Source organism: Vibrio gazogenes, assembly GCF_023920225.1.
Lineage (GTDB): Bacteria > Pseudomonadota > Gammaproteobacteria > Enterobacterales > Vibrionaceae > Vibrio > Vibrio gazogenes.
Map to the genome: position 1 here is coordinate 2711031 of NZ_CP092587.1, position 13623 is coordinate 2724653.

Consider the following 13623-nt stretch of genomic DNA (forward strand, 5'->3'; position numbering starts at 1 on the left):
TGTCAATTAAGCCAATACCGTACTTGGATCGGCGAAAGCAACCGGAGAACCAACGTCTTCACCAAACGTCGCCCATTCCCATGCTTCTTGGTCTGCTAGAAGTGCACGTAGCAATTGATTATTCAGACCGTGTCCTGATTTGTAAGCTCTAAATTCACCGACGATAGAATGACCACACATGTATAGATCGCCAATGGCATCCAACACTTTATGTGTGACAAATTCATTCGCAAAACGAAGTCCATCTTCATTTAGAATTCGATAATCATCCAGAACGATTGCACAATCGAAACTACCGCCCAGACAAAGATTCTGTGACTGTAGGTATTCAATATCACGCATGAAACCGAATGTTCTCGCCCGGGAAATATCCCGAACAAACGATTGAGATGAAAAGTCAAATAATAGTCGCTGCTCATCGGATTCAATTGCTGGATGGTTAAAGTCAATCTCAAAATCCATCCGAAAACCTTGATAAGGAACGAGCTCGGCCCATTTATCACCATCTTCAAAACGAACAGGCTTCTTCACCCGAATGAATCGCTTCGGCGCATTCTGAACTTCAATGCCAGCTTGCTGTAAAAGAAACACAAATGGGCTGGCACTCCCGTCCATAATCGGAATTTCCGGCGCATCGACTTCAACCACCGCATTATCGATTCCCATCCCTGCAAGAGCAGCATTCAAATGCTCCACGGTAGAAATTCGGATGCCTTCGTCATTCACAAGCGCGGTGCACAACATAGTGTCACGTACATCTTCTGGGTTTGCCGGAAAATCAACAGGCGGTGTTACGTCAGTTCGGCGATAAATGATACCGGTGTTTGCAGCGGCAGGGCGAAGAGTTAACGTGACTTTTCGACCAGAGTGAAGTCCCACCCCAGTTGTTTTCACTATCTCTTTCAACGTACGTTGTCTGATCATCTGCTTGCCTCAATGTCAGTGCTACAAAACACGGCCAAAATACCTATTGGCCGCAAATAATATCATAATTGTGAACGGTGTCAAATTATGATAAATCAATCAGCCTGACGACGTAAAAAAGCCGGAATATCAAGATAACCACTTTCTTTCTCTTTCGGAGCTGTACTCTGACCAGCGCCTTGAGAATTTGCCGATGAAGGCTGAGATTTTGACTCAACATTTCCTTGCAATTTCGGGGCCACTTTCTCTTCCGTCTTCGCAGCAACATGAGAAACACCACTTTGCTGTGGTGACGCAGCTTGCTGTTGAGTGCTCGCTGTCTGAGCGTTTGCTTTGCCACCGGCAACAAGCGTGATATCCGGTTTTTTCTCATTGCCGATGCCTGTTGCAACAACCGTCACACGAATCTCATCAGCCATATCCGGGTCAAGCGAGGTACCGATAACCACGGTTGCGTTATCCGAAGCAAATGCTTTTACTGTATTACCAACCGTCTCAAACTCATCCAGACGCATATCAAGACCAGCGGTAATGTTAACCAGTACGCCTCGTGCGCCAGCAAGATCGATATCTTCCAACAGCGGACTGGAGATAGCCATTTCAGCGGCTTCTTCTGCCCGGTCTTCGCCTTTTGCGACACCACTCCCCATCATTGCGTGTCCCATTTCAGACATGACTGTTCTCACATCTGCAAAGTCCACGTTGATCATGCCGGGGCGGGTAATCAATTCAGCAATCCCCTGAACTGCATTCTTCAATACGTCGTTCGCACTGGCAAAGGCTTCAAGTAACGTGATACCGCGTCCCAAGACCTTTAGCAGCTTCTCATTCGGAATCGTAATCAAAGAGTCAACATGTTTTGATAACTCTTCGATGCCTTGTTCTGCAAAGGCGAGTCGTTTCTTTCCTTCAAAGCTAAACGGCTTGGTGACCACAGCAACTGTTAATACGCCCAGTTCTTTTGCGACTTCAGCAATCACTGGTGCCGCTCCAGTACCGGTTCCGCCACCCATACCAGCTGCGATAAACACCATATCGGCACCCGTTAGGTATTCTTTAATTTTTTCTTTATCTTCAAGAGCAGCATCACGCCCCACTTGAGGATTTGCACCAGCACCTAACCCTTTGGTGATATCACCACCAATTTGAATTACAGCACTTACACTCGTTTTACGAAGTGCCTGCGCATCTGTGTTAACACTGATGAATTCCACGCCTTCGATGGATTCACGCACCATGTGTTCTACAGCGTTACCGCCGCCGCCACCAACTCCAACGACTTTAATTACAGCATCGTCAGACATTTCCATCATCGGTTCAAACATGTGTTATCTCCGTTTTTCCTGCAACTCAGGTTAAAACTCTTTCTGTATCCAATTACGCAAACGACCAAATAGTCCGGACATCGATTGGCGTTTAGGTTCGCTATATTCCGTCTCGTCGCTAATTTGACTATCCCTTGCATAATGAAGTAAACCAACCGCCGTAGAATGATACGGCTCTTTCACGTAGTCCGTGAGTCCACTCACTTCAAGTGGCTTTCCTACACGAACCTGATTGCGGAAAACACGTTCCGCACACTCGACCAGTCCTTCAATCTGAGCAGCACCACCCGTCAGAACGACCCCGGCAGCTAAATGATGTTTGATCCCTTCGGATCGTAATTTTTCCTGCACAGTATCGATAGTCTGATGAACCAGTCCCATTAATTCAGTGTAGCGAGGCTCTATCACTTCCGACAGAGTTTGACGCTGCAAACTACGGGAAGGACGTCCTCCGACACTGGGTACATTAACCGTGTCATCTTTACTGACTAACTCGCTCAATGCACATCCATATTTTACTTTTATCTCTTCAGCATCGCTGACTGGCGTCCCGAATGCAAATGCAATATCACTGGTCACAGCATTGCCGGCATACGAAAAAACTTCCGTATGGCGCAGAGCTCCGCCGGTCCAGATTGCAATATCCATCGTTCCAGCACCAATATCGACCACACAGACACCGAGTTCTCGCTCGTCTTCAGTGATCACGGCGTTGCTGGCAGCTAGTCCTGAATAGACCAGTTGTTCAACCTTCAACCCACAACGCTCGACAGCCTTAATGATATTTCTGGCCATATCATTATGACAGGATATAAGATGTACACTGACTTCCATGCGCACACCTGATAAACCAAGTGGATTTTTAATTCCCTCTTGGTAATCGATCGTAAACTCTTGGGGAATGACGTGCAGAATTCGCTGCTCATCACCAATCTTAATTGATTTCGCAGTATGAATAGCCCGATCCATATCTTCCTGAGAGACTTCTTCCTCAGAAATGGTTCCCATTCCCTTTTCAATTCGACTCGCAATATGTTTACCAGAGATTGATAAAAAGACATTGCTAATCTGACATTCCGCCATCAGTTCAGCTTGGTCGATCGCTCGCTGAACAGACTTTACAACCGATTCCAAATCATTCACACCACCCTTATCCATACCTCTGGATGGGCTTGTCCCTGCGCCGATGATATTAATCTGCCCATCAGGCAATATTTCTCCGACCAAAGCAGAAACAGTTGCCGTGCCAACATCGAGACCTACAATTATGTTGTCATCGGTCATTTTTGTCATCCGTTGTATTCTCTTGATCTAACTCTTGTTCCGAAAACCACCCGACAGCAGCCCCGGTATCATATCTGAGGTCAATATAGCTTATTTTTTCAGCTTTTTGACCAAAATAACGATAAAGTGCAACGAACCTCATGATTCGCTCCTTGATTGATTCTTTCCCCAGCTCAAGGCGAATACCGTTATCCAGTATAATCTGCCAAGCTCTTCGCTCATTAAGCAATAGAGAGGAAATATTCAATCCTAATTTTTGAAACTCAGGGTTATATTTTCGCCACATATCAAGTACTTCAACCGATGAATTTTCCGGGCCATATAATTTGACATGTTCCCCTTGCACAAGCCCCAAATCGCCATGAAACACCACACCATGTTCGTCTAAAAGAGACTGACCATTCCATATCGCCTGAACTTGGTGTTCAGTCAGAAACACTTTAATCGTATCAGGCCATTGCTTACGAATCGACGCATGTTCAACCCATGGGATCATTTGAACACTACGTTGTAACTGATCCACATCCTGAGACATAAATGTTCCGACGTGCTCCAACGAGGCAAAGGCCTGCTGGACATCATGTGCCGTGACATACTTCAAGTGTCCCTGCAAAATGATTCGAGACAGAGGTAATCGGTCTTCATCCCACATCCAACTTAACGCAGAATAAAGTAACAATCCGATGAAGAAAGTCACCGAGAACAGAAAAATCCCACCCCAGACTCGTTCTCTGAGCCATGGTGACAGTGACAACTGATGGCTTCTCATTAATATTTGCTTCATTCAAGTTCACCATCAGCCATCAATTGATTTTGTACACCCTGCTTTCGAATTACAATTGTGGCAAAACATTCACTATAACCTTCGGATTATACTGAGCTCACTCAAAGTATCAAATAAAGAAAAACAGAAATTTAGCCTTGATGCCAACTTCCACATTATTTGAAACAGATAAATATTAGTTTTTTATCCTATTTGTTGCATTTTATCGATATTCAACTGCAATAACGCTAATTGTCTCGCCACTTTGCCAATATCACCTGCACCTTGCGTCAGCACTAAGTCACCATCTTGTAATACATTAGCGAGAATATTCGGTAACGTTTGACTATCGGGAACAAATATGGGGTCTATTTTGCCACGACTCCGAATTGTGCGGCATAATGAACGCCCATCAGCACCGGCAATTGGTTTTTCTCCTGCCGGATAAACATCCAGCATAATCAACACATCAACTTGCTCAAGTACATTGGCAAAATCATCGTATAAGTCTCGGGTGCGACTATAGCGATGCGGTTGAAAAATCATCACTAACCGTTTTTCCGCCCAACCACTTCTGGCAGCCTGAATCGTCACATCAACTTCTGTCGGATGATGACCATAGTCATCAACCAGCATGACCTTTCCGCGTCCAGAATCAAATACACCTAAGTGATCAAAGCGGCGGCCGGTTCCCTGAGTACTTGCCATCGCTTTCAAAATCGCTTCATCACCAATGTCATCTTCAGTCGCAACAGCAATTGCTGCAGCAGCATTCATTGCATTATGACGGCCGGGAATATTCAAAGTAATCGATAAATCAGGTCGATCTTTGCGAACTACCGTAAATTGACCTTGCTGACCACGCTGCTGATAATTTTCGATACGGACGTCAGCATCCTGCGAAAAACCATATGTGACTACATGACGACTCAATTGAGGAATCAGTTCCCGGACGACAGGATCATCAATGCAGAGGATCGCCTGACCATAAAAAGGCAAATTATGTAAAAATTCGATAAACGTCCGTTTCAAGGTTTCAAAATTACCTTGATAAGTGTCCATATGATCCGCTTCAATATTGGTTACAATACTGACCATCGGTTGCAAGTGTAAGAAAGAGGCATCACTTTCATCGGCTTCAGCGATTAGGATCCGGCTACTCCCCAACCGTGCATTTGTACCTGCACTTTTGACCAACCCGCCATTGACGAACGTCGGGTCTAACCCGGCTTCGAAATAAATTTGTGTCACTAAAGCAGTCGTCGTGGTTTTTCCATGCGTTCCTGCGACAGCAATCCCATGACGAAAGCGCATCAGTTCAGCCAACATTTCAGCCCGACGTACAATCGGTACACGTCTTTCTCTGGCTTCAATGAGCTCAGGATTATTCATATCAATGGCAGTCGAAACAACGACAACACTCGCTTGCGCAACATTTTCCGCCTGATGCCCAATATGAATGATCGCACCTTTCGCTTTTAAATTATCGGTGACCGCATTGGCCGCAATATCAGATCCGGTGATCTGATAGCCTTCATTCAACAGAACCTCGGCGATACCACTCATACCGGCGCCACCAATCCCGACAAAGTGAATACTCTTCACCCGACGCATTTCAGGAATGATTGTTCTAAGCTGGGATAAGTCAGGCGTATAGGTCATTGTCATGAAACTTTCCATTATTCAGTTAAAGAGATGATCGCATTCACAACGATCTTATCGGCATCAGGTTGCGCCAGTTGTCTGGCTTTCGCGGCCATATCGAGCAATCGACTGCGATCAAGTTGAGCAATCGCATCAGCCATTTTCTGCGCACTTAGCTGTGGTTGCTCGATCATTATCGCAGCATCTGCCGCAACCAAATGATCAGCATTCAGTGCTTGTTGGCGATCTTTGTGCATAAAGGGAACAAAAATAGCCCCCACCCCGGCGGCTGCAATTTCAGAAACCGTTAATGCGCCAGACCGACAAATCAGCAAATCAGCCCACGCATAAGCTTCGGCCACATCATCAATAAATTCTGTCACACAAACATGCTCAATGTGTTGTTGACGATATTGTTGCGTAACGGACGACTGATTTCCCTTCCCGGCCTGATGACGAATTTCAACCGGATGATTCGCCAACAATGCCATTGCATCAGGCATCGTCTGATTCAAAATTCGAGCGCCTTGGCTCCCGCCCATCACCAATATACGAATAGGGCCATCGCGATCTTTCATTCTCTGCACCGGCTCCGCCAGTCGGGCCACGTCGGTACGTACTGGATTACCAACGACATCAGCATTCGGGAACGCCCCGGGAAAAGCCTGAAAAACACGTCGGGCAATGCGAGCAAGCCAACGATTGGTTAACCCCGCAACCGCATTCTGCTCGTGTAACACAACCGGAATCCCCAACAGCCATGCAGCAACGCCTCCGGGGCCGCTCACATAGCCGCCCATGCCTAACACCACATCAGGTTGCCATTGTTTGATATAGGCTCTGGCCTGAAAAATTGCATTGATGATTTGAAATGGCGCTTTCAATAAGCGCAAAATACCTTGCCCCCGCAATCCTTTGACTTGGATAAAATCAATCTCAATCTGGTGCTTAGGAACCAATTCCGCTTCCATTCGGTCAGCTGTTCCCAACCAACGAATTTCCCATCCTTGCGCTTGTAGTGCTTTGGCAACGGCAAGTCCGGGGAAAACGTGTCCGCCCGTACCACCCGCCATGACCATTAAACGTTTATTCTTGTTCATCTGCGTTCTTTACAACTTCTTTTTCCACATCCGCAAGTCGGCATTCAAAATCAATTCTCAATAAAATTGAAACCGCAACAGACATTACAATTAAGCTCGAACCACCATAGCTGATGAGTGGCAGCGTTAACCCCTTGGTCGGAACAATCCCCGCTGCCGCTCCGACATTGACCAATGTCTGAAAGGCAAACCAAATACCAATCCCGAAGGCAAGATAACCACCAAATTGTCGCTCATGTTCAAATGCCTTTTTACCGATAAATATGGCTTTCATCACGAGCCACATCAGTAACATTAAAACCAGAACAACCCCGACGAATCCAAGTTCCTCGGCTAAGACGGCAAAGACGAAATCGGTATGCGCCTCAGGTAAATACTCCAGTTTTTGAATCGAATTCCCAAGTCCCTGACCAAACCAGCCACCACGACCGAAAGCCATCAGTGATTGCGTCAACTGATAACCACTACCGAAAGGGTCTTCCCATGGGTCGAGAAACGATGTGACCCGGCGAATACGGTACGGTTCAGCAATGATCAGTCCGATGACTGAAATCACCCCGGCAATCATCAACGCAATAAACTGTGACAACTTTGCACCGGCAATAAATAGCATGCCGAATAAAGTCACCAGCATCACAATAACCGTACCGAGGTCTGGCTGAAGCAACAGCAAAATGGCCAGACATGAGAACACCATAATCGGTTTCATGAACCCGCCAAAAAAGGTTTGCCGGACTTCATCATGCTTTCTGACCAAATAGCCAGACATAAAAATAAATAACGTTAATTTTGCAACTTCTGCCGGCTGTAGGTTAAACAGTCCCAAAGGAATCCAACGGGATGCACCATTCACCGATTTTCCGGCAATCAGGACAATAACTAACAGCACAAATGAGAGTGCTAATAACAATGAACTGTACTGAAACCAACGATATAACGGCACTTGCAACACAACAGCAGATACAACCAGAGCTAATGCTAAAAAAGTCGCCTGACGGAACATGAAATGAAACGGTTGATCGGTCAGTCGTGAACTCACAGGAAATGATGCCGAAGTCACCATCACCAAACCGATTAACATCAGTCCCAGTGCAATCCATACTAGTTGCCGATCAAACAACACCTGAGGACTCGGGGTCTTCAGCCATCGGATCATTCTGGCGCTTGCTTTCGATACAAGTGACACAATCAACCTACACTATGCATATTGGTGCGCTAAATCGACAAAAGCATCGCCTCTTGCCATAAAATTCTTAAACTGATCAAAGCTGGCACAGGCAGGTGAAAGCATCACGATATCGCCTTGTAACAACTGAGGTGCAATATCGGCAATCACATCAGCCATCGTTTCGTACTGTTTCGCTGCGGGGTGCAACGGCATAAACTGCTGACCATCACGGCCAAAACAACACAACCGAACATTCAGTGAATCCAGAGCCGGCGCCAACGGCGAGAAATCAGCCCCTTTACCGACACCACCAACCAATAAATACAGTGTGCCTTTTAAAGTCAAACCTGAGAGCGCTGCCAATGTACTGGCAACATTCGTCGCTTTAGAATCATTGACCCATTGAATCCCACGATTATCTTCAACAACCTGGCAACGATGTGTCAATCCAGTGTAAGACTTGAGTACATCAAGGCCTTTTTCATAGGAAATACCGGCGTGTTGTAATAATGCCAATACAGTTAAAACATTAGCCAGATTATGTCGTCCGACTAATTTGAGGTGATCACAGCCAATCACCGGACGTCCATTTGCCACCAAATATTCACATTCATCAATATATTGAAGAGAAAAATTAGCCACTTGTGAGATGGAAAAGGTGGCAACCGCGCCTGAAAATGTATCAGGGAATGTACATGGATCATCACGATTGACAATGGCTGCTTCGGCATGAGCAAAGATCCGCAATTTTGCTTGCCGATATCCCTCAAGATCTTGATACCGGTCCATATGATCTTCAGACAAATTCAAAAATGCCGCAGCTTTCAGTTTGAGATGGCTCGTTGTCTCCAGTTGAAAACTGGAAAGCTCCAAAACATACAAATCAATCGACTCATCAATCAAATCCAATGCCGGTATGCCGATATTACCACCCACAGCAACCTGAAGACCGGCCGCAGCAGCCATTTTCCCGGTTAAATCAGTGACGGTACTCTTACCATTGGAGCCAGTAATGGCAATGACAGGTTTGTTGATGTGCCAGGCAAATAACTCGATGTCGCCAACCACGGGTGTTCCCGTTTTGATAACCTGTTGAATTTCCGGAGTCGATAACGCGATACCGGGATTAATGACGACTAAATCGGCTGCCGCGAGCCACTCACTGCGCCAGCCGCCTTGATGACATTCAACACCAGCCGGTAACTCACTCAATCCCGGTGGATTGTCCCGAGTATCGATGACCCTGACAGAGAGATTCGGATGATATCTACCCAGATATTTCACAACCGAAAGGCCTGTAATCCCCAACCCAACGACAACGACATTGCTTACATCTTGCCAATCATTCATCTTATACCACGCCATTCCAAGTCGATTCTTAAACTGTTACACACATAAACAAATCATCCCAAAACCACCATAGCGCTTACGATTCAATCACACTGCGCCATTCAACTCACAGTACTTACATCGACAATACATTAACGGACTTTCAGCGTTGCCAGACCAATCAGAACCAGCACAATTGAAATAATCCAGAAACGCACAATCACACGAGGCTCGGGCCACCCTTTCAACTCATAGTGATGATGGATAGGTGCCATTCTGAAAATACGTTGTCCACGTAATTTATAAGACCCGACCTGCAGGATCACCGAGAGTGTTTCCATCACAAAGACTCCGCCCATGATCACCAGAACAAATTCCTGACGAACGAGTACAGCAATGGTTCCCAATGCACCACCTAAAGCGAGTGAACCGACATCCCCCATAAATACCTGTGCAGGATATGTATTGAACCATAGAAATCCGAGTCCGGCGCCGACAATGGCGGTACAGACGACAGAAAGCTCTGAAGCATAAGCGATATAAGGAATATGGAGATAATTGGCAAAATTCACATTACCCGTCGCCCAAGAAATAACACCAAAACCGGCAGCGACTAAAACGGTCGGCATAATTGCCAGACCATCCAGTCCATCCGTTAAATTGACCGCGTTACTGGTTCCGACAATCACGAAGTAAGTCAGAACAATATAAAACATCCCCAACTGTGGCATGACATCTTTAAAGAAAGGCACCACCAGTTCCGTTGCACTGGTATCTTTGCCATGAATGTACAAAGCAAATGCAACACATAAAGCAATCAGAGACTGCCAAAAATACTTCCACCGAGCGATCAGGCCATCGGTATTTTTGCGCACAACTTTACGATAATCATCAACAAAACCAATCGCCCCATAGCCGAGTAGAACGACCATCACAGCCCAGACGTAGGGGTTGGACAAATCCGTCCACAGTAACACCGTGATAAAGATGGATGCGAGAATCATCACCCCGCCCATGGTCGGTGTCCCACGCTTGCTGAAGTGAGACTCAGGTCCGTCATTACGAACAACTTGTCCGATTTGCAGCAATTGTAGTTGCTTAATGAGGCGAGGTCCCATCCAGAGGGAAAAACCCAATGCAGTCAAAATACTGAGAATGGCTCTGAATGACAGATATTCAAACAGACGAAAGAAAGAAAAATATGGCTGTAATAGTTCTGCAAGCCAAATAATCATGCGTATTTCTCCTTGAGAGCAGCAACTATATTACCCATACCGGCACTATGCGCACCTTTGACAAGTAAAACATGCTCTTGATTTTGATCATTATCGAGTTGCCGCTCGATATACTCCATCATGTGTTGATGTGAAGAGAAGTGTACGCCTTGACACACCTCACTGATAACTTTGGCATCGTCGCCATATGTCAGCACATAATCAAACCCACAGGGTGCTGCATGTTCACCGACTTGACGGTGAAGTGCAAGACTTTCATCACCGAGCTCAGCCATATTCCCTAATACAAGCCATCGTACCGCAGAGAATGTTGCCAGAAGATCAATGGCAGATTTTACTGCGGGCACACTGGCATTATAGCTATCATCAATCAGACGAATTTTTGGCGTCAGTATCGACACATCCACGCGACCCTGCACATTTTTCGCGTTTTCTAATCCATCTTTTATTTCATCTAACGTTGCACCGGCAGCCGTTGCCAATGCCGCCGCAGCCAGTGCATTGGTAATATTATGTTCACCGATGATATTTAATTGAACATCTCGCTGACCTTGAGGTGAAACCAGCGTAAAACTTGGACGGGCAGAGGCATCTAAATGAACAGACTGCGCATAAAAATCAGCAGACATCTGTTGTCGTGAAAAAGTAACCACGTGCTTATCAGCAAGAACCTTTTCCCACAAGGCATTCCCCTGACTATCGAGATTAATGACCGCTGTCGCTCCGGGGATCAGTCCTTCAAAGATCTCCCCCTTGGCAACCCTAACGCCCTCTAAAGATCCAAAACCTTCTAAATGAGAAGCGGCAACATTATTGACCAATGCTGCATCCGGTTTGACTAATCGAGTCGTATAAGCGATCTCTCCGACATGATTCGCCCCCAGCTCAATAATAGCAAAATCATCTTCAGGGCAAGATCGGAGTAATGTCAAAGGTACGCCAATTTCATTATTGAAATTCCCTTGTGTATACAGCACCCGTCCTTTTTGGGCTAAAATTGCCGCAACCATTTCTTTCACAGTCGTCTTACCACAACTTCCGGTAATTGCGACGGTTTTCGTCTGACACTGCTGATGAACCCACGCAGCGACTGTGCCTAAAGCCTGACACGTATCACGTACGATAATCTGAGGGACATTTACTTTCAATGCCCGACTCACCAGTAACGCCTGAGCCCCTTGAGCGATAGCTTGATCGGCAAAATCATGCGCATCAAAACGTTCACCGACCAAAGCAATGAACAATGCCCCCTTGTCAATATGACGGGTATCCGTTGAAATTGCGTGAATATAAAGATCTTCACCAATCAGTTCTGCTTCAAGAATATTTGCCAATTGTGATAATGAAACCTGAATCATGCTGTTAACTCCAACAGTCTTATCGCCGTCTCTCGATCAGAGTAGTGATGAACCCCTTCAGCCGTAACCTGATAATCTTCATGCCCTTTTCCTGCGAGCAGGATAATATCGTACTCATCTGCATGGCATAGTGCATATTCTATCGCTTTTTGCCGTTGATGCTCGATATGTATATCCGCCGGAGACTGTAAGCCTTGCAACATATCCTGAATAATCAGTTGAGCCGATTCACTGCGTGGATTGTCATCCGTCAGAACAACATGATCAGCCAGCCGCTCCGCAATGGCTGCCATCATCGGCCGCTTACCGCGATCTCGATCACCACCACAGCCAAAGATGGCCCATAGTTTGCCATGGCAATGAACCCTCAGTGCAGAAAGTGCTTTTTCCAGTGCATCTGGGGTATGCGCATAATCAACGACTATTTTCGCGCGTCCCACTTTCTGGAACAACTCCATACGCCCGATGACAGGCGATAAATGCCCGGCTGTCGCGACTAAATCATCTTTATCAAAACCAAGCGCCAGCATCGTCGTAAACGTCAATAATACGTTACTGGCGTTAAATGCCCCGATTAACGGCACCGAAAAACTGCCGCTTCCCCATGAGCTATCAAAAGACAGGTGAATGCCGTCTTCACGATACTGGATATCCGTCGCCCAAACACCAAGCCGGGTCTGGGGCCGCTCCGACAAAGAAACCCCGATCGCTTCATCCAATTCATCACACCATGAACGACCTACCGGGTCATCGACATTGATCACGGCTCGTTGGCAATGATGCGTACAAAATAATAATTTCTTCGCTTGCGCATAACTCGCCATATCACCATGATAATCAAGGTGATCACGACTTAAGTTGGAGAAAACACCCACATCAAAATATACAGCTTTCACTCGCCCTTGAACCAGACCGTGGGATGACACTTCCATCGCTGTATAGTTCGCTCCCTGATTCACCAAAGCGGATAATGTTTCCTGAATTTCAATCGCACTGCCGGTTGTATTACCAACGGGTTGTAATTGTTCAAGAAACCCATTTCCTGTCGTGCCCATCACAGCGCACTGATTTCCCAATACATTCACCCACTGAGCAATCAATTGAGAAATCGTTGTTTTGCCATTTGTTCCGGTAATTCCCACCAACGAGTGATGTTGACTCGGATGATGATACAGTCGCCCGGCTAATTCAGAGAGATGTGCATTCAGTTCATCCAGATAAATGATCGGCACTGAAGCTCGCGATTCGATGGTGCCATGTTGTTTGTGCGAATCAGACTGCGCAATCACCAGATTCGCGCCCGCAGTCACCGCTGCATCGATAAACGCCCGTCCATCGATTTGATGTCCGATGACGGCAACGAACGTATCGCCGGAGTGAACCTGACGACTATCGAGTACCAGTCGGTGAACCGGAATATCAGCATATGTGGTCGCCTCTAATTGAAGCCAAGGAGAAATCAATTCTGCAATCGAGATACTGTCACACATACG

11 protein-coding genes are annotated in these 13623 nt (G+C 46.2%); all 11 read right to left on the reverse strand.

Translation table 11 applies throughout. From position 1 onward, the window contains the following. Positions 1 to 6: 6 nt before the first annotated feature. The 11 genes from lpxC to murE all read right to left on the reverse strand — a co-directional run bounded on the left by lpxC (position 7) and on the right by murE (position 13620). Complete coding sequence (lpxC, locus tag MKS89_RS12045; protein WP_072956016.1) at positions 7 to 924, reverse strand: UDP-3-O-acyl-N-acetylglucosamine deacetylase; 918 nt, start codon at positions 922 to 924, stop codon at positions 7 to 9. Positions 925 to 1019: 95 nt separating this feature from the next. Continuing rightward, entirely contained in the window at positions 1020 to 2249 is a 1230-nt protein-coding gene (gene ftsZ / locus MKS89_RS12050) for a cell division protein FtsZ (RefSeq protein ID WP_072956014.1), read from the reverse strand. A gap of 30 nt (positions 2250 to 2279) precedes the next feature. Beyond that, on the reverse strand, positions 2280 to 3542 hold the full coding sequence (gene ftsA, locus MKS89_RS12055) for a cell division protein FtsA (RefSeq protein WP_072956012.1): 1263 nt from the start codon (positions 3540 to 3542) through the stop codon (positions 2280 to 2282). Further along, positions 3523 to 4317, reverse strand: a complete 795-nt coding sequence (locus tag MKS89_RS12060) for a cell division protein FtsQ/DivIB (protein ID WP_072956010.1) — start codon at positions 4315 to 4317, stop codon at positions 3523 to 3525. Before MKS89_RS12060 ends, ftsA begins: the two co-directional genes overlap by 20 nt. 183 nt (positions 4318 to 4500) lie before the next feature. Beyond that, the gene (gene murC, locus MKS89_RS12065; protein WP_072956007.1) at positions 4501 to 5964 is read right to left on the reverse strand and encodes a UDP-N-acetylmuramate--L-alanine ligase; all 1464 of its coding nucleotides are present in this window, start codon (positions 5962 to 5964) and stop codon (positions 4501 to 4503) included. 11 nt (positions 5965 to 5975) lie between these two features. Next, entirely contained in the window at positions 5976 to 7040 is a 1065-nt protein-coding gene (gene murG, locus MKS89_RS12070; protein ID WP_072956004.1) for an undecaprenyldiphospho-muramoylpentapeptide beta-N-acetylglucosaminyltransferase, read from the reverse strand. Then, positions 7027 to 8196, reverse strand: coding sequence for a cell division protein FtsW (gene ftsW / locus MKS89_RS12075; RefSeq protein WP_072956001.1), 1170 nt, complete (start codon positions 8194 to 8196; stop codon positions 7027 to 7029). Before ftsW ends, murG begins: the two co-directional genes overlap by 14 nt. Positions 8197 to 8238: 42 nt before the next feature. After that, positions 8239 to 9558 (reverse strand): UDP-N-acetylmuramoyl-L-alanine--D-glutamate ligase, encoded by a 1320-nt coding sequence (murD, locus tag MKS89_RS12080; protein WP_072955998.1) that lies wholly within the window; start codon positions 9556 to 9558, stop codon positions 8239 to 8241. Positions 9559 to 9689: 131 nt separating this feature from the next. Continuing rightward, positions 9690 to 10772 carry a phospho-N-acetylmuramoyl-pentapeptide-transferase gene (gene mraY, locus MKS89_RS12085; RefSeq protein WP_072955995.1) on the reverse strand — a complete coding sequence of 361 codons (1083 nt, stop codon included), beginning with the start codon at positions 10770 to 10772 and terminating at the stop codon, positions 9690 to 9692. Further along, positions 10769 to 12130 (reverse strand): UDP-N-acetylmuramoyl-tripeptide--D-alanyl-D-alanine ligase, encoded by a 1362-nt coding sequence (locus MKS89_RS12090; protein ID WP_072955992.1) that lies wholly within the window; start codon positions 12128 to 12130, stop codon positions 10769 to 10771. The genes mraY and MKS89_RS12090 overlap by 4 nt, the downstream gene beginning before the upstream one ends. Further along, positions 12127 to 13620: a UDP-N-acetylmuramoyl-L-alanyl-D-glutamate--2,6-diaminopimelate ligase gene (gene murE, locus MKS89_RS12095; RefSeq protein ID WP_072955990.1), complete on the reverse strand. Its 1494-nt coding sequence runs from the start codon at positions 13618 to 13620 to the stop codon at positions 12127 to 12129. The genes MKS89_RS12090 and murE overlap by 4 nt, the downstream gene beginning before the upstream one ends. Between the last annotated feature and the right edge of the window lie 3 nt (positions 13621 to 13623).

What these genes read in the sequence shown, in the direction of transcription:
- ftsZ (WP_072956014.1), bottom strand. Translation starts at nt 2,249, where the DNA reads ATGTTTGAACCGATGATGGAAATGTCTGACGATGCTGTAATTAAAGTC.
- murC (WP_072956007.1), bottom strand. Translation starts at nt 5,964, where the DNA reads ATGACAATGACCTATACGCCTGACTTATCCCAGCTTAGAACAATCATT.
- lpxC (WP_072956016.1), bottom strand. Translation starts at nt 924, where the DNA reads ATGATCAGACAACGTACGTTGAAAGAGATAGTGAAAACAACTGGGGTG.
- murE (WP_072955990.1), bottom strand. Translation starts at nt 13,620, where the DNA reads ATGTGTGACAGTATCTCGATTGCAGAATTGATTTCTCCTTGGCTTCAA.
- murG (WP_072956004.1), bottom strand. Translation starts at nt 7,040, where the DNA reads ATGAACAAGAATAAACGTTTAATGGTCATGGCGGGTGGTACGGGCGGA.
- murD (WP_072955998.1), bottom strand. Translation starts at nt 9,558, where the DNA reads ATGAATGATTGGCAAGATGTAAGCAATGTCGTTGTCGTTGGGTTGGGG.
- MKS89_RS12090 (WP_072955992.1), bottom strand. Translation starts at nt 12,130, where the DNA reads ATGATTCAGGTTTCATTATCACAATTGGCAAATATTCTTGAAGCAGAA.
- ftsW (WP_072956001.1), bottom strand. Translation starts at nt 8,196, where the DNA reads ATGATCCGATGGCTGAAGACCCCGAGTCCTCAGGTGTTGTTTGATCGG.
- mraY (WP_072955995.1), bottom strand. Translation starts at nt 10,772, where the DNA reads ATGATTATTTGGCTTGCAGAACTATTACAGCCATATTTTTCTTTCTTT.
- ftsA (WP_072956012.1), bottom strand. Translation starts at nt 3,542, where the DNA reads ATGACAAAAATGACCGATGACAACATAATTGTAGGTCTCGATGTTGGC.
- MKS89_RS12060 (WP_072956010.1), bottom strand. Translation starts at nt 4,317, where the DNA reads ATGAAGCAAATATTAATGAGAAGCCATCAGTTGTCACTGTCACCATGG.